This is a genomic window from Sphingobium sp. PAMC28499 (genome assembly GCF_004795815.1).
In the GTDB taxonomy this organism is placed as follows: domain Bacteria; phylum Pseudomonadota; class Alphaproteobacteria; order Sphingomonadales; family Sphingomonadaceae; genus Sphingobium; species Sphingobium yanoikuyae.
In genome coordinates this window covers 318,721-335,039 of sequence record NZ_CP039248.1, presented here as the reverse complement: position 1 = coordinate 335,039, position 16,319 = coordinate 318,721, and the positions used below count along the sequence as shown (strand labels likewise).

Sequence of the window (16,319 nt, the reverse complement as noted above, 5' to 3'; positions counted from 1 at the left end):
CGTGACGGCATTACCTCAGTCCGTGAGCGCGCGGCGAAGATATTTCATGGCGACGGCCATATGTTTCTCGACCCCGCTCTTGCTGATGCCCAACTGCGCGGCCACCTCGCCATGTGTCAGCCCTCGAAGCTTGTGCAGTTCGAATGCCCTTCTCGCACCTTCCGGCAGCGTCTCGAGCGCCGTTTTGATGCGCTGCACTTCCTCGCGCGCGATGATCTGGTCCTCGGCGGTTTGCGACCGGTCGACCGGGTCGATGCCCGGTGCCGTGAAATCGGTTTCCTGATCGTTCCAGCGCCGCTCCCGGGCCATGCGCCGCTGCTGCTCGCGAAGTCGATCGAGAACGAGATTCTGGGCCATCTTGTAAAGATAGGCGCGACCATTGCCGATCGGCCCTGCCGCCACATTCCTGGCGCGCACCCACAATTCCTGAAGCAGATCATCTGCTTCGGCAGCATCTCCGACGCGCGCGATCAGAAAGCGACGTAAATCAGCACGATGAACGCCATACATGAGCTCAAGATCGCTATCGTCGCTAAGACTCATGATCGCGATTTGACAGATAAACGGACGAACCGGAAAGAGATTCTGGCCCAACGCCTGCTCTGGCGCCCGGCAGCCGATGTGCGATCAGCAACGCCATGGCCGCCCAGCTTGCTCCTACGCACCATCCCGCTACCACATCGCTCGGCCAGTGAACGCCCAGGTAGATGCGGGAGCTGCCGATCGCCAGGGTGAGGCAGATTGCCACGGAGATGATGTAGATCCGCACCCAAGCATCCTGCTCGGCTCTGGCCAGCAAGGCACCGACAGTAAGATAGACGATAGCGGAGTTCATCGCGTGCCCGCTGGGAAAGCTGGCAGAGCTGACCTCCACCAGATGCTTGACGATATCCGGTCTCGGCCTTGCATATTCGATCTTGAAAAGCGCGCTCATCGCGGCGCCAGCCGCAATGGAGATCGGGAGAAAGAGGGCGGTCACCTGCTTTCGCGCAGCAAGAAGATAGCCCGACGCCAACAGGGTGATGAGCGTCAGAAGATTGATGCCACCCGGTGCGGAAATATCCACCATCGCCGATCGAAGCCAGGCGGGGCCGATCGGAATTGCGCTATCCGAACTGCGACGCAGGCTCTGGAGGAGATATCGGTCTATCGCGAAGCTGTCGCCCTCCAAGATTTCGGATCCAAGCTTCAGGAAGAGCAATATGCCCGCTGCTGCCGCAAGGAACATGACCAGGATATAGCTGTCGATGCGATGCCTGGCGGATAATTTCTGCAGGACAGAGGGCATGAGGTTCCTCGCTGAGGTCTTTGACGATCAACCCGCGATGTGGCGGCGCGATATCACAAGCACATGGAAACTGCCTGGCATGGGCTGCAGAGGTCCGCTGCCGCTCGGCGGCGATACCATGCTGGCGACCGGAAGATAGATTGTCCCCGTGGCCGGATCTATCGCGCCGGTGCGCGCGCCAATTTCGGTTTCCACGCGGCCAATCCTGCGGACATCAGGGCCATCGAGCGAAAGGATATCGAGTACCCCATCCTTGCCGCAAGGGATGAAGGCCAGTCTGTGGGGCTCGTCGATCAGGACTGCGTCAGGTCCTCGCCCAATGTCGACAAGCTTGACCAGCCGGCGGCTTCGCGCATCCACGATCGCCGCCTTGCCATTGGCGCAGGCGGCAATCAGTCGGGCGGACTTCCCGTCGAGAGCAAGCCCGCTGGGGCTTTCGCATCCAGGAAGCGGGATCGGCTGCCCCAGCTTTCCCGTGATGGTGTCGAGCAGTTCGATCTCGCTTAGATCCTCGTCATTGACGAACATGGTGCCGGCCCGGTCGAGTGCCGCATATTCCAGCCCCGGTTTGGCCTTGATTGTCCTTTCGATTTTCATGCCCTGGATATCGACGACCGATATCGTGCCGCTCGTCGCATTCATGATGAAAGCGCGTTTTCCATCGTGGGAGAGTATTGCCGCATCCGGCTTCAATCCGACGGGCAAGCGTGCCAGTTGCTTGCCATCGGCACGCTGAAGGAATCTTACGCTTGCATCGTCGCCGCTGGTCACCAGAAGTCGATCGTCCGAGACCGGCACTGCAGAGTGACCGTGAGCGATGACGCCTACCGAGCCGATCATCTTGCGGGTGCGGGTGTCGATTACCGTCACCTCGCGGGCACGGGCGACATAGAGCCGATGCGCTTGGCTATCGACACGGGCGTAGTCCCATCCCCCATCAGGGCCGGCAATTTTATCGGTGATCCGGTAAGGAGGGGGGCTCGCTGCGGCGAGCGCGCTGCCGCTTCCTGCCAGGGCGGCGAGAAGGAGGAGGGCATGTTTCATGGGCTGTTCCTTCAGATGGGCAGATGGATGCTGGGGCGCTGGCCTTCTTGATGTGGTCATGTAGCCGGTAGGGCTCCCATCCCGGCTTGCGCCGTCTCGCCGCGCGGCAATGTAAGCCGCACCAGCACCGGCATCGCCAGCAGCACGAGCGGGAACTGGAGCAGCAGGCCAGCGATGATCGCTATCGCCAGCGGCTGCTGGATGCCCGATCCTTGCCCGATGGCCAGCGCCAGCGGCAGGAGCGTCAACATTGCGGCCAGGGTCGTCATCAGGATCGGTCGCAGGCGATTCCGGCTGGCTTCCCGGGTCGCTTGTGCGGCGGGCATTATGTGGCAGAGTTCCTCGAACTCGGACACATAGAAGATTGCCATTTCGGTGCCGATCCCGATGATCATCGTCATGCCCATGAGAGCGGTGATGTTGAGGTCCACGCCCGCGAGCCAGAGCGCCGTAAAGACGGCGGTGGTCGAAAGCAGGGAACAGCCGATGATGATGACCGGCAGCCAGAAGCGCCGATACAGGATCAGCAGGAGTATGAGTTCGGCGACCAGGGCCATGGCGAACACCTTGATCAGTCCTGCAAAGGCGATCTGCTGCTGTTGATAGAGGCCGCCCATTTCATAGCGCACGCCGGTGCCAAGTGCCCCCGGCTTGTCGAGCGCCCTGGTTACGTCACCGACGGCTGCGCCGATACCGCGCCCCTGGATACGCCCCGTCACAGCCACCATCGGCTCGAGATTCTCGCGCGCAATCTGCGGTTGGCCGGTGACGGCCTCGATCGTGGCGACCCGCGAGAGCGGAAATACATGACCGTCGCCAGCCCGGATCGGTAGTTGAGACAGGCCATCATGGCTGAGCGTCATTGCCTCGGCCAAGCGGACACGCACATCGACCGCCTTGCTGGGCTGCGCCAATGTCGTCGCGATCGCCCCGGTAAGAGCGGTGGAAAGCTGCGCCGCGACATCTGCGGGGGCGACGCCTTCGATACCGGCGCGAACAGGATCGACATGGACGTTGAGCGCGTCGCCGGCGAGTTGCACGCCGTCCTTCACCTCGATGACGCCTGGGATTCGCCCGATCAAGGCTGCAACTTTGCGTGCCTCGCTCTGGAGAATGCCAGGATCAGCGGCATAGAGCTTTACCTCGATCGGTTGAGGAACAGCCGTCAGATCGCCGATGAGATCCTCCATCAACTGCGCGACCTCCACTTCGACACCGGGAACCTTGATGGCGATCTCGCTTGCGACCGATGCTCCGAGTTCTTCGGTTGGCGTGCTGTGATCCGTCTTCAGTCGCACAAAATAGTCGCCATGATAGCTTTGTCCGAGATCGCCTCCGAGCCCGGTGCCGAGGCGACGCGAGAAGGTCAGCACCTGGGGATTGGCACGCAGCATCGCATCGATCTGCCCGACCTGTCGGCCGGTCTCCTCGAGCGATGTGCCGGGCGCCGTGAAATAATCCATGATGAAGCCGCCTTCATCGACCTTCGGCATGAACCCGGTGGGAACATTGGAATAGCCGACAAAGCCGATCAGCAGCAGCGGGCCTGCGATCATGGCAAGGAGCCAGGGACGAGCCGAAAGGCGATCGAGCGTACGCTCATGGAGACGCCCAATACGTCCGTCACCGGCCAGTCCAGGATCATGCCACTGATTGAAATCGATCAGCCAGCGCGCGAGTATCGGAACGACGAAGGCCGTCATCGCCCAGGACAGGGCCAGTGCTCCGGCCATGGTGATGGAAAGAGCCTTGGAAAAGGCACCTGTCACGCCGGTCAGGAAGGACAGCGGCAGAAACACGATCAACGTGGCAAGGCTGGAGCCGGTGAGTGGTACCATGAACTCTCGCGCTGCGGGCAGGACGGCGGCGTCGCCGAGCGGCTTCCCATCGCTGCCAAGAGCGCCAGCCCGCCGCGCAATATGCTCGACCATCACGATTACATCGTCGATGAGCAGGCCGACGGCGGCTGCAATACCGCCAAGGGTCATGATGTTGAAGCTCATGCCTAGCAGCGAAAGCAGCAATATTGTCGCAGCCAATGTCGCGGGTACGACGATCACCGCAATCAGCGTTACGCGCCAACTGCGCAGGAACCACAACAGGACGAGGCCGGCCAGGACGAGGCCGATCAAAACGGCATCACGCACGCTCGCTGCAGATTGGGTGACCAGTTCGCTTTGATCATACCAGTTCACCAGCTTGACGCCGGCTGGCAGTTTCACGCCAGCAAGCTTTGCCTCGACTTCACGGGCGATCTGGACCGCATTGCCATCGGGCTGCTCGTAGATATTGAACAGCACCGCGGGCTTGCCGTCCTCGACGATGCGCTGCCAAACCGGAACCGCGCCGTCCTGGACGGTCGCGACATCGCGGACGTGAACAATCCCGGCATTTGCAGCCTTGATGACGATATTGCCGACGTCGCCCGCACTGATGATGCTGCGGTCGGCGATGACCAACGACAGACGGCCGCGATCCTGCACCTGGCCAACCGCACTCAACACATTGCCATTGCGGATTGCGCTGGCCAGGTCGGTCATCGAGAGGCCGTGATCGGCTAATCGATATGGGTCGGCGAGCACCTGGACCTCGGCGGTATCACCGCCTTGGACACCGACCCGCGCCAGGCCATTGATCGATGAAAGCAGGGGCGTGATCTGATAGGTGGCCAAATCCTGCAGGACCACCGGGTCGCCATGCTCGGATACCAGTGCATAGGAGATGATCGGAAAGACCGTAGGATCCATGCGCCGGACGTCATATTGGGTACCGGCGGGCAGCGACGGCAATATCCGCCCCAAAGCCGTGTCGACCAGCAAAGTGCTGGCGACCATGTCGCGCCCCCAGCCAAAATCGACCGAGATCTGTGCCGATCCGCGGCTCGTTTCCGAGCGGACATTCTGGACGCCGGGTATGGCGCGGATGGCTTCTTCTGCCGGTCGGGTAATTGTGAGCGCCGTCTGGTCGGCCGGACGGCTTCCGGCGTTGAGATCGACCACCACCCGAGGGAAGGACACCTGGGGAAACAGTCCCGCGGGCAGCGATAGCGATGCAACGACACCTGCCAGGGCAAGCGCCATGGCGATGAGAACCAGCGTGCGCGCTTGTGTGCGGAGCAGATATTCCAGCATCAGTTGCTCCACCGCACGGCGTCGCCGTCGCTGACCTGATAGGCGCCCGAGACGATCAATGGTTTGGCTGGATCAAGTGCGCCCTCGACGACATCGCCCCGGTCGGAGGCAAGCAGGATGCGGATCGGGATCGCCCTGGCCTTGCGATTGGCCACCTGAAACAGGCGGGCCGGGCCGCCAGCCGTCACCACCGACTGATGTGGAACGATCCAGCCGGAAACCTGGCCTGTCTCGATGGCTACCTGCATGGCTTCGCCAGGGAGCAGCGCGCCAGCCGGGAAGCTGACATCCACATCGATCAGTCGGGTGAGCGGGTTTAGAGCGCTGTCTGCCCGCACGACTTGTCCTGCCAGGCTTTGCCCGCCCGAAAGCCGATTGAGCGATGCAGGCATGCCCACCGCCACGCGACCACGGACGGCTGGATCGACCCCAACGGTGACGACAATCCCCCCCGCCCTGGCAACAGTGACAATCGGGACGCCAGCCTGCAGGCGATCGCCCTGTGCGACAGATATGCTGGTCACGATCCCGTCAAAAGGCGCGACAAGCGTGCGGGCTGCCTGCCCCGCCCCTTCCGCCTGAAGGGCTGCGAGTGCATGTTGCGCGTCGGAAACCACCTTGTTCGCCTGGGTGAGCTGATCCTGGGTCGCGAGTTGCTGCGAGAGGAGTTGCGCTGTCGTCGCAGCCTGTTTGCGCGCGGCAGCAAGTCCGCTCGAGGCCTGCTCATAAGCGCTGCGGGCCGAGGGCGCGACCATGAAGTTTGCCAGGGATTGGCCCGCTTTCACGGCCGTGCCGGGCGTCACCAGCAGCGCGGTAACCTGTCCGGGTTGCGCAACGCTCAGGCTCTGTGTTCCATTGATGGCAGGTGCCACGGTGCCATAGCAGTCGAGCGTTGCCGGCAATGCGCCACGCCGCGCTGCCACTGTGCTGACCAATGTCGTCGGCGCATCGTTCGACGCCACGGGCGTATTTCCGCATCCTGCAAGAACCAGGACGATGGGCGTGAGGAAAGCTGCGCCCTTCATCGTGCCGCATCCGCCGCAGTCAGCGCATCTGCCTTGGGCAGGCCCGATCCGATGAGGGTCTGTATGGCGATCTGGCGATCGAGGAGCGCAAGTTCCAGTGTCATGATTTCCTGCTCCTTGGTGAAGCGATTGGAAACGAGGTCGACATAGCCGCGCTCGTCGAGATTGGACGCGCCAAAGGCGGCCTGTGCCCGCTCGGCAGCAAGGCGTGCGGCGGGAAGATCATGCCGGGCCGTCATGAGCTGGGCTGAAAGCTGCTCTGCCTCGCTCAACATGGCTTCGACCGTGCCCATCGTGGCCGCGAGCCGCGCGGAATAATCGGCATGAAGCTGTTCGCGGGTAGCCCGGGCGATAGCGATATTGCCCTGGTTGCGATCGAATATCGGCAGGCCGATCTGAATATTCGGCCCGCCATTGATGACCTTGGCATTGTCGCTCGCAACGCTTCCGCCAAGAATCATGTCGGGAAACTGGGAAAGGATCGCCTGGCGCACCTGCTCGTCTGACAAGGCATAGCCCATGCGCAGGGCTATGAGATCGGGGCGGCGAGCCGGCAAGTTGGGGAGATCGGCCCTGATCGCTGCCATGTCGAATGGTGGGAGATCGACCTGCTCTGCCAATGGAAGCTGCACGTCGGGCGTGAGGCCCAGCAATGCGTTGAGCTGATGCCTCAGGCCAAGTTGACGCTGATCCAGGGCATCGAGCGCGGTGCGGGCAGACTGCAAAGCCAGTCTATCGGGCGCGATCGTCACCAGTGTCACGCTATGCGCTGCCAACGCCTTTTCGAGTTTGGCATTGCGCTCGGCCAGAAGCGTGTAGGCTCCAGCATAGCTCGGGCGGGCGCGGTTCCCCATGATGAGGTCGCAGGCGAGTTGGCGCGCCTGGCCTGCAACCTGCCATTCCTGCCAGATGATGTCGGCTGCGACCTGCTGTTCGCTATCGGCGGCGGCACGGTGCCTGGAACGATAGGTGACCAGGCTCTTGATATCCTGTGCAATGCCCAGATTCCATGCCGGTACGCTGCCAGCCCCGGAAAGCAGCGGCAGCAGCGCGCCGCTCAGCGATGGATTGGGCAGAAGGCCCGCTTGCAATGTCTGCCCGGTGGCGATGCCTCGTTTGAGCCTGATCGCCCTGAGATCGGGATTGTTCGCAAGGGCAAGGGTGACCACCTGCTCCACGCCAAGTGGTCCGCTGGGGATCGACGGATCCAGCGCGCGAAGATCAGGCGCAAGCGGCGCCTGGGTTGCGAGCGGCAAGGGCGTATAATGCGCGCAGCCGGCAAGCGACAGTGCCAGGAGGCTAAGGCTTGCGGACATGGGAAGGCGACGTGGCATGAGAAGGCTGACCCCTGTTCATGGAGCGACCGGGCCGGTTGGACCGGCCCGGCACCAGGCGTTCAATCCGGTTTATGGCCTTCAGGCACATTTTCGAGCAGCTTGCCCGTCACGGCGTCGATGCCCACTTCATAGGCCCGCCCCTTGCTCATGATGTCGAAGGAATAGCGCAGTCCGCTTCCGCCCTTTTCCTTTTCCAGTTCCTGATCGGTGATCGTGCCGGGGCGCAGCTTGAGCGCCGCCATCCGCGCAGCAGCGAGCGAGAGTTTGGATTGAGCAGCATATTGGCTGCCCTTCAGTTTTGCAGCGGGCGCGGCAGGCAGCATCGTGGCAATGCTGCCAATCAGGGCCGCCGCCAGGGCGGTTGGCATTATTTTCATGGCGATATCCTCCTGCGCGAATCTGCGCATTACCCGCTCTAGCGGCGGCCAGTTTCGCGCAGCGTGACGCGAACATTGATAATCCCCAACTTGCGGGAACGAAGGGAGATGGCGCAAAATCCTTCTGTTGAAGATCAGGATCGTGCGATGAGGACGGGCGATGAAGCTGCTGCTGCTCGAGGATGATGAAACGACGCGCGTCCACCTCGAGCGCGTGCTGACTGCTGCCGGTCATGTTCTGGATGTGTGTGACAATGGCCGCGATGCGATCTTCCTGGGATCAAGCGGCGACCATGCCGTCCTCATTCTCGATCGCATGGTACCGGGCCTTGACGGACTGGCGGCCTTGAAAGCGTTGCGCGCAGCTGGCGTGAGAGCGCCAGCCCTGTTCCTCACCGCCATGAATGGTGTCGAAGACCGCGTCGAGGGGCTTGAGGCGGGCGCAGATGACTATCTCGCCAAACCTTTCGCCGCGACCGAACTGCTCGCCCGCGTCAATGCGCTGGCGCGCCGTCCGCCCATCGCCGAAACAGTTTCCGTTCTTGAGGTCTCCGATCTCAGTCTGGACAGGATCAAGCGAACGGTGCTCCGAGGCGGTAACCGGATCGACCTGCAGGCGCAGGAATTCAAGCTGCTCGAATATCTGATGCTGCATGCCGGGGAGATCGTCACAAGGACGATGCTCCTCGAAAATGTCTGGTCATTCCATTTCGATCCGCGGACCAACATCATCGAAAGCCATGTCAGTCGGTTGCGCGCCAAGGTCGATCGCGGCTTCGGCAGGGAGCTGATCCAGACCGTGCGCGGGGCAGGATATCGTATCGATGACGTTTGAAGCCGTGCTCCGTGCGCCATTACGTAGCGCGGCGTTTCGATTTGCCGTGCTGCTGGCGCTGATCTTTGCGATCGGGGCCGGGGCGCTGCTGTTCACCGTTCGGAGCCAGATTGGGAATTATGCGGCCGAGGCGACTAGCGGCCGATTGAAGGCGGAAATTGCCATACTTGGTGGCGAATATGCGCAGCTAGGACAATCCGGTCTGACCGATGCCATCGCGCGACACCAGAGTGTGGGCGATGATGCACAATTTCACTATCTGCTGGTTGATGCACAGCGGCGGCGCCTTGCCGGCGACCTGCCGGTCAGCGCGGCCCGGGTCGGTACATATGCGCTCGAAATGGTCGAACATGACAGTGGCCCGATCAGCGGTCGGCTGGAGAAACTGACGGCGCTGGGGACGAGTTTGCCGGATGGCCTGACGCTGGTCGTTGCCACCGACAATTTCGATGTGCTGGATCTGCGCAGTCGCCTCCTCGCCTACACCTTGCTCAGCGGGGTGGGTATTACCCTGTTCGTTCTGGTGGGCGGTTTCCTGGCGGCCCTCATATTCCTGCGTCGCCTCGAACGGGTGAATCTGGCGGTAAGCCGGATTGTCGAAGGCGAGCGGAAGGAGCGTTTGCCGATGATCGGCTTTGGCCCGGAATTTGATGGGCTCGCCCGCAATCTCAACATCATGCTCGATCGCAACGAAGCGGCTATGGAGGCCCTGCGCCAGGTTTCCACCGACATCGCCCACGACCTGCGTACCCCCCTCACAAGGCTGCACCAGCAACTGGAGCAGATGCAGGATGCTGATCCGATCGAACCGTCGACGGCAGAAGCAGCGCTGGCACAGACATCGGGCCTGCTGGCGACATTCAACGCCCTTCTGCGCATCGGCACTGTGGAGGGAGGCATCGGGCGCAGGCGGTTCAAGGCCGTGGATTTGAGCGAGCTGATGGATCGGATCCAGCAACTCTATGAGCCAGTCGCGGAAGATGGTGACCATCATCTCCTTGCCGACCATGCCGGAAATATTCTGGTCCATGGCGATGGCGAGTTGCTCACCCAGTTGGTGATCAACCTCATCGAAAACGCTCTCGTTCATACGCCTGCCGGCACGCGGATCACCTCACGACTCCGCTATCAGGGTACGTCGCCTGTCATCGAGATCTGCGATGATGGCCCGGGCATACCAGCAGACGAGCGTGAAAAGGTGTTCGGTCGCTTCTATCGTCTGGATGCCAGTCGCAACACCGAGGGCTCCGGATTGGGGCTGGCACTCGTGGCCGCAATAGCGAATTTGCATCAAGCGCATTGTACAATCTGTGGGGATGGTGCCGGCATGTGTGTGCAAGTCATCTTTCCGACGCTTCAGTCTCAGGGATGATATGGCATTGCCCGCCGATGGGATGAGGTCGGGTCTGCGCAACGGCCTGCCGAATATTCTGCAGGACGGAACGAACGGCGCAAATGGCGGAAAGCAGCAACGCCGGAATGGCATTGAAGGTAATTGCCCGCAGCAACTGACCTTCAAGCCACAGGTCTGAAAGCGCCGTGCTATCAACGGGCCGATCGTACAGAATATGGAGAGAACGAAGCTCCAGATTGCAAAACTCATCGGATGGCGCCTTCCGCAAATATTTTTCGTTCGTGAGCTGAGGTGGCTCCCGCGCCACGGCGTCAGGGGCCCATGCGCATCGGCTTCCTGTTCAATCATGATCAGATCCACCAACTGGCCCACAGCCTCCCAATAGCGATTTCACTCGCTGCGGGTGGTTTTGCCGGCGAGATCATCATCGCCACGACAAATGAGCGCCTTGCCCATGAGGTACGGCGCCTGGCGGGTCCCCTGCTGGGATCAAGGATCCAGCATGTCGAGCTTGGGCTGACGAAGCGGTCGGAACGGCTCGTCGGGGTGCTGGGCAGCATGATCCCGGCCAGGAAATTGCTGCTCTATCGGGACAATCTCGATTTCTTCCGGAGCCTCGACATGCTTGTCGTGGCGGAGAAGACATCGCTGCTGCTCAAGAAGCGCTATGGCCTCGTCAAGCTCTTCATGATCCATACGCGCCATGGCGCGGGAGACCGTGCGATCGGCTTTGACAAGGCCAGTGCCGGGTTCGACCATGTTCTGTGTTCGGGCGAGAAGATCCGTCGCCGGCTGATCGCTGAAGCCGGGATTGATCCCTCTACCATCAGCATCGTGGGCTATCCCAAATTCGATCTGGTTCGGCAGGCCGGCAGAACCCAGCATTTTTCCCGCGAGCGGCCGATCATCCTATATAATCCGCACTGCTCGCCGCATCTTTCTTCCTGGTACAAGCATGGCAGACAGGTCCTCGATCATTTCGTCGAGCGGGATGCGCAAGAGCTTATTTTTGCACCCCATGTCATGCTCTTCGAAAGGCCGTTCGTTGTCACGATCGACAAGTTGAGCGTCAATCGCCCCGGGACCATCGCGAAGCGCTTTCTGCATGGGAACAATATCCATATCGACCTCGGCAGCCGGGCATCGACCGATATGAGCTACACGCTGATCGCGGATCTCTATCTGGGTGACGCGAGTAGCCAGGTCTATGAGTTTCTGCTGCGCCCTCGCCCCTGTGTGTTCCTCAACAGCCATGGCATCGACTGGCGGGGGGATCCGAATTTTGCGCACTGGCGCGCCGGCGAGGTAATCTCGGATCCCAAGGATCTTGGTCCGGCTCTCGCCCGCGCAAATGGTCTGCATCGCGATCACTACCAAGCCATTCAGGAGAATCTGTTCGCCGACAGCTTCGATCTGGACGGCCGACCGTCGTCAGACCGGGCAGCGGCGGTCATCACGCAGCTTGCAGACAAGCGCCGAGGCAACGTCGTTGGCTTCAGCAATTTTCGTGCGGCCTGATGTCCTCGCTGACCATCATTCTGCCTTTCTTCAATGAGGAAGGCTGGATCGACAAGACGGTTCAGACCCTTGCGATTCAAAGTGATATTCGTTTCCGACTGCTTCTTATCGACAATGGCTCGACTGACAACGGCACCGAACAAGCGCGCGAGGCAGCCCGACCTCTCGGATCCAGGGCAGAGATATTGTCGTGCCCGACCCCCGGGAAAATTCACGCCATGGCGCTTGGCCTGTCGAGGGTTGAGACCGCCTTTGTGGGGATCTGTGATGCGGACACGGAATATCCGATCGACTATGTAAAGCGCATCCTCGACCTGTTTGCGGGCAATCCGGAAGCGGCCTCGGTGATGGCCATCGACCTTTATGCGCCGCTGGAGAGCGCTGAGTCACGAAAACGGACCGATTTCATCCTGCGCAAGAGCCGACGCTTCTCGGCGAAATGTCATGCCGGTGGCTATGCGCAGGCCTATCGCACGGATGCCTTGCGGGCAGCAGGCGGCTTCGACGTCAAGCGATGGCCCTATGTCCTTGAGGATCATGAAATCGTGCATCGCGTGATGGCGCATGGCCGCGCCATCTACGACCGGGATCATGTCTGTTTTCCCTCAGAGCGGCGATCATGCCGAAAGGCCGTAAGCTGGACACGGGCCGAACGGCTGATCTACCGCTACACGCCGCGATTCGCCCTGGACTGGTATTTCTACACTTTCCTCGGCCGGCGTCTTGCGGCACGCAACGGCACGGGCGATGCCCTGCGCATGAAAGACTGGCCTGCCCAACGCCCATGATCGAACGAGCAACCGTTACAGGGCGTATTTTCAGGGGTTTGGGACTTGTGCTCGGCGGCAAGGCCGGCGCCGGGCTCATCAGTCTCGTCTATCTTGTCATCGCCGCGCGCGCCCTGGGGCCGCATGACTATGGCATATTGGTTCTCGTCCATGCCTATGTGACGGCGATATGCGGCATCGTCGAATTTCCGGCCTGGCAGGCGATCGTGCGCTATGGCGCGGAGGCGCGACAGGAAGGGGCATCGCACCGTTTGGCGCGCCTGCTTCGTTTCGGTGCCAAGGTCGAACTGGCGGGCGGCGTCGCGGCGATCATCGCAGCCATGCTGCTGGCGCCCTGGGTCGGGCCACATTTGGGCTGGCCGCCCGAAACCATGGCTTTCGCCATTCCTTACAGCTTCGCCGTGCTGGGATCGGTGCGATCCACGCCGGCGGGCTATCTGCAACTGATCGACCGCTTCGACCTTATCGGCCTGCACAATATGGTCCAGCCGCTGGTGCGCCTGTGCGGAGCCTCGCTGGCGCTGCTGTTCGGCTGGGGGCTCAAGGGCTTCCTCGCCGCTTGGCTGCTGGCCGCCATCGCCGAGTTCGCGGTACTCTGGGGCATGGGGCTTATCTGTGCCTATGTAAGGCTGGGCGCGGTCCTGATCCGTCCACAGACGGGCAATGTGGCAAGCGAAAATGCCGGCATCTGGCGGTTCCTGGTGGCCAGCAATGCCGATGTCACTCTGGCGGAACTGGCTGGGCGGCTCGCACCGCTAATCGTCGGCTGGGTCATGGGGCCGGCCGTCGCCGGGCTCTTCGCGGTTGCCCAGCGCGCGACCGTGATCATCTCGCAGCCTGCTCAGATATTGGGGAACACCGCCTATGCCGAACTGGCAGTGATGGTTGCCTCCGGCCAAGGCGGCGCACCGCTCCGCCGCACGCTTGTGCGCGTCATTCTGATCGCCATCGCCGCGGCCTTGCCCGTGGCCATCCTTGCCGCACTTTTCCCGACCATGATGGTTACCCTGCTGGCGGGCAGCGCGTTCCAGGCCGCCGGAACGGTCATGGTCGTTCTGATCATGGCGCGGGTGATCGCGCTGGTCGGACCGCCCTGCAGTTCTGCGCTTTCCGCTATGGGATATCCGGCCCTGTCGATGAGCGCGAACCTCTTTGCCAGCCTCATTTTCCTGCCGGCGCTGCCCTGGTTGCTTGGGTCGTTCGGGCTGATGGGCGCAGGGATTCAGGCCGTTGGTCAGGCCCTGATTGCCAGTATCCTGCTGGGCGGCCTGGTCTGGCACCGGAGCCTGTCGCAGTGAACGGCATGCGCATCGCCTATGTCATCAATTCGGTCGAAGGCGGCGGCGCGGCGCAGCCCGTCCCCGCCATAGCCGATGTGCTGCGCGCCGGCGGCGCGCAGGTGCGGCTGTTCGCGCTTCGGCCAAGCGACAGGCGCGGCTTGCCTGCGATTATCGAGGCGGGACTATTGCCGCGCGTTCGGGAAGGCGGGACAGGTGATCATCTTGCGGCCGCATTGTGGCTGCGGCGGGAACTGATGGCCTGGGGGGCAACCCATATCTGGACGTCGCTCAGCCGTGCCACGATCCTGGGACTCATCATCGGACCTTCCCTCGGGTTCCCGGTCGTCTGCTGGCAGCATGCGGCCTTCCTCAAGCCCTGGAATGAAAGGCTGATGCGCCTCCTGGCGCCCAGGGCGGCCTTGTGGGTGGGGGACTCGCAGTCCGTCACCGATCTGACGAAGCATCGTCTCCAGGTTCCGGACGAACGGCTGCGATGCTGGCCCATTTACGCCGTCGATCCTGCCATGCCGCAAGCGTCCCCCTGGCAGGCTGGCGAGCCGATCCGCATCGGGTCGCTCGGCCGACTTCACCGGGTCAAGGGCTACGACATCTTGATCGCGGCCTTGGCGCAGATCAAGGCTCGAGGCCTTGCCACGCCTCCATTGTCGCTAGCGATCGCGGGTGAAGGGGGGGAGAGCGGTCGCCTGGAGATGCTGGCTCGCAACGCAGGGATCGATGTCGAATTCGCCGGATTTACCGATGACCCCAAGAGCTTCCTCGCCGGACTGCATCTCTATGTTCAGCCGTCACGATCCGAAGGCTTCTGCATCGCCGCGCATGAGGCGATGGCGGCCGGGCTGCCGGTGATCGCTTCAGCGGTCGGGGAAATGTCCTATTCGATCCTGCCGGGCGTCAGTGGACTGACCTGCCCGCCCGCCGACCCTGATGCGCTGGCGGATGTGCTGGAGACCCTGCTTGCTACGCCTTCAAGGCTTGAAGAGATGGGGCAGGCCGCACGAAACCTGGTGAACCAGCGCTACTCAAAAGAGCGCTTCGAAAGAACAGGTACCGCCATTCTCACCCATATCCGCCAAGCGCACGCCTGATTTCCAGCGCCAGCCCGCGCGCGGATCGATCGATCCGCTTCACGTCGACCAAGCTGAACTCCCCGCATGCGGTCAGGCTGTGCATGCCGTCCCGATAGGCGCCGGCGGACAATGGGACTGGTATGACGTCTCCTGCTCTCGCGCTGAAATCCGTCTCATCCAGCCTGTCGATCCAGAGAGGACGGATGGCTCCGCCATAGGTGCTGCTGCAGTCCTGGACCGGCAGAACGACATGTCCGGACAGGATCTGGGGCGAACCGCCAGGGCGTGATGACGTCACATCGACGCGAACGGGATTGCGCGGATGCACGATCCAGGGCCCGTCAAGGCGCTCGGCCCAGGCGATATGAAGCTGCGATATCTTTGTCTGCTTTGAGGTGGCCGGCGAATAGAAAAGCCACCAGCGGTCTTGATGATGGAGGATCGTTGCATCGACCGGAACGCAGTCCAGTGCGATGTGCAGTTCCGGCCTCCAGTCAGCCAAGCTGCCATGGTCACGATAGAGCGTCAGCGCGCCCGATCGATGCGCCTCGGGCAGCATCCAGGTCGCACCTTCGCCGGCGAAAATCTGGGGGTAGGACAGGTGCCAGGGCTCACTCAGGCAAAGACGCCGTTCGACAACCGACATATGCTCATCGAGCGACAGGCGCATGATCGTGCCATGACGATGGCGATAATCATAATGCTCGGCAAAGATGTGAAGCGTTCCGTCCGCGCCTCTCCATCCGAACGGATCTGCGAGAAACTGGAATTCCGGTTCCTCCGGGAGCCATGTCAGCTCGCCGTCGACCCGACCCAATGCAAGAATTGCCGCCATCGGTTGATGGACGATCCCGCATCTCCATATGTCTTTGCGCCGGGGCATAACTTGCTATGCACGTCGGTCAGATATTTCGCTACCCCCCGCTCTGAGATGCTGAGCTGCTCGCTGATTGTGCCGTCAGCTAATGCATTTTGGCCGAAGAAAGAGCCACCAATCTGGAACCGACCCAAATGAGATATCGGCTTGCATTGGCTGTCGTGCTGAGGTGCAGAAATTTCGGTTAAGCGAAACAACCGCACGTCTCATCACATATTGATCTTCATGGGGGTACTACAGGGGGATCATTCAACAAAATTGAGTAAAATGTATCGCAAAATCATTGCATTGGGCTTGCCCTGAGACCCCTGTGAGATCCTACTCCCGCAACCAAATCACACACACACGCCGCCTCGGATCTCCCCAAGGCGGCTTTT

At 61.6% G+C, this 16,319-nt stretch carries 15 protein-coding genes; 7 read left to right on the top strand and 8 right to left on the bottom strand.

Annotation, left to right across the window (positions count from 1 at the left end):
* Window positions 1-15: 15 nt before the first annotated feature.
* The 7 genes from E5554_RS01680 to E5554_RS01650 form a co-directional block, all read right to left on the bottom strand.
* Window positions 16-543 carry a sigma-70 family RNA polymerase sigma factor gene (locus tag E5554_RS01680; RefSeq protein WP_136185773.1) on the bottom strand — a complete coding sequence of 176 codons (528 nt, stop codon included), beginning with the start codon at window positions 541-543 and terminating at the stop codon, window positions 16-18.
* Window positions 533-1,288 carry a phosphatase PAP2 family protein gene (locus E5554_RS01675; protein ID WP_136185772.1) on the bottom strand — a complete coding sequence of 252 codons (756 nt, stop codon included), beginning with the start codon at window positions 1,286-1,288 and terminating at the stop codon, window positions 533-535. Before E5554_RS01675 ends, E5554_RS01680 begins: the two co-directional genes overlap by 11 nt.
* A 27-nt stretch (window positions 1,289-1,315) precedes the next feature.
* Window positions 1,316-2,332 carry a YncE family protein gene (locus E5554_RS01670; RefSeq protein WP_136185771.1) on the bottom strand — a complete coding sequence of 339 codons (1,017 nt, stop codon included), beginning with the start codon at window positions 2,330-2,332 and terminating at the stop codon, window positions 1,316-1,318.
* A gap of 56 nt (window positions 2,333-2,388) precedes the next feature.
* Window positions 2,389-5,463 (bottom strand): efflux RND transporter permease subunit, encoded by a 3,075-nt coding sequence (locus tag E5554_RS01665; RefSeq protein WP_136185770.1) that lies wholly within the window; start codon window positions 5,461-5,463, stop codon window positions 2,389-2,391.
* Window positions 5,463-6,488 carry an efflux RND transporter periplasmic adaptor subunit gene (locus E5554_RS01660; RefSeq protein WP_136185769.1) on the bottom strand — a complete coding sequence of 342 codons (1,026 nt, stop codon included), beginning with the start codon at window positions 6,486-6,488 and terminating at the stop codon, window positions 5,463-5,465. The genes E5554_RS01665 and E5554_RS01660 overlap by 1 nt, the downstream gene beginning before the upstream one ends.
* Window positions 6,485-7,804: a TolC family protein gene (locus tag E5554_RS01655; RefSeq protein ID WP_136185768.1), complete on the bottom strand. Its 1,320-nt coding sequence runs from the start codon at window positions 7,802-7,804 to the stop codon at window positions 6,485-6,487. Before E5554_RS01655 ends, E5554_RS01660 begins: the two co-directional genes overlap by 4 nt.
* Window positions 7,805-7,884: 80 nt before the next feature.
* Window positions 7,885-8,319 (bottom strand): PepSY domain-containing protein, encoded by a 435-nt coding sequence (locus E5554_RS01650; protein WP_247594347.1) that lies wholly within the window; start codon window positions 8,317-8,319, stop codon window positions 7,885-7,887.
* Window positions 8,320-8,362: 43 nt separating this feature from the next.
* Between E5554_RS01650 and E5554_RS01645 the strand changes: the two genes are divergently transcribed.
* The 7 genes from E5554_RS01645 (at window position 8,363) to E5554_RS01620 (ending at window position 15,083) form a co-directional block, all read left to right on the top strand.
* On the top strand, window positions 8,363-9,037 hold the full coding sequence (locus E5554_RS01645; RefSeq protein WP_136185767.1) for a response regulator transcription factor: 675 nt from the start codon (window positions 8,363-8,365) through the stop codon (window positions 9,035-9,037).
* Window positions 9,027-10,409 (top strand): ATP-binding protein, encoded by a 1,383-nt coding sequence (locus tag E5554_RS01640; RefSeq protein ID WP_136185766.1) that lies wholly within the window; start codon window positions 9,027-9,029, stop codon window positions 10,407-10,409. The genes E5554_RS01645 and E5554_RS01640 overlap by 11 nt, the downstream gene beginning before the upstream one ends.
* Window position 10,410: 1 nt before the next feature.
* Complete coding sequence (locus E5554_RS22910) at window positions 10,411-10,569, top strand: hypothetical protein (RefSeq protein WP_168708660.1); 159 nt, start codon at window positions 10,411-10,413, stop codon at window positions 10,567-10,569.
* Between the two features lie 143 nt (window positions 10,570-10,712).
* Window positions 10,713-11,909, top strand: coding sequence for a hypothetical protein (locus tag E5554_RS01635; protein WP_136185765.1), 1,197 nt, complete (start codon window positions 10,713-10,715; stop codon window positions 11,907-11,909).
* A complete protein-coding gene (locus tag E5554_RS01630) occupies window positions 11,909-12,697 on the top strand; it encodes a glycosyltransferase family A protein (RefSeq protein ID WP_136185764.1) in 789 nt (262 codons plus the stop codon). Before E5554_RS01635 ends, E5554_RS01630 begins: the two co-directional genes overlap by 1 nt.
* Before the next feature lie 47 nt (window positions 12,698-12,744).
* Entirely contained in the window at window positions 12,745-13,995 is a 1,251-nt protein-coding gene (locus E5554_RS01625; protein WP_247594461.1) for a lipopolysaccharide biosynthesis protein, read from the top strand.
* A 5-nt stretch (window positions 13,996-14,000) separates the two neighbouring features.
* The gene (locus E5554_RS01620) at window positions 14,001-15,083 is read left to right on the top strand and encodes a glycosyltransferase family 4 protein (RefSeq protein WP_136185762.1); all 1,083 of its coding nucleotides are present in this window, start codon (window positions 14,001-14,003) and stop codon (window positions 15,081-15,083) included.
* Here the strand turns inward: E5554_RS01620 and E5554_RS01615 are convergent.
* On the bottom strand, window positions 15,055-15,900 hold the full coding sequence (locus tag E5554_RS01615) for a family 43 glycosylhydrolase (protein ID WP_136185761.1): 846 nt from the start codon (window positions 15,898-15,900) through the stop codon (window positions 15,055-15,057). The genes E5554_RS01620 and E5554_RS01615 overlap by 29 nt on opposite strands.
* Window positions 15,901-16,319: the final 419 nt, after the last annotated feature.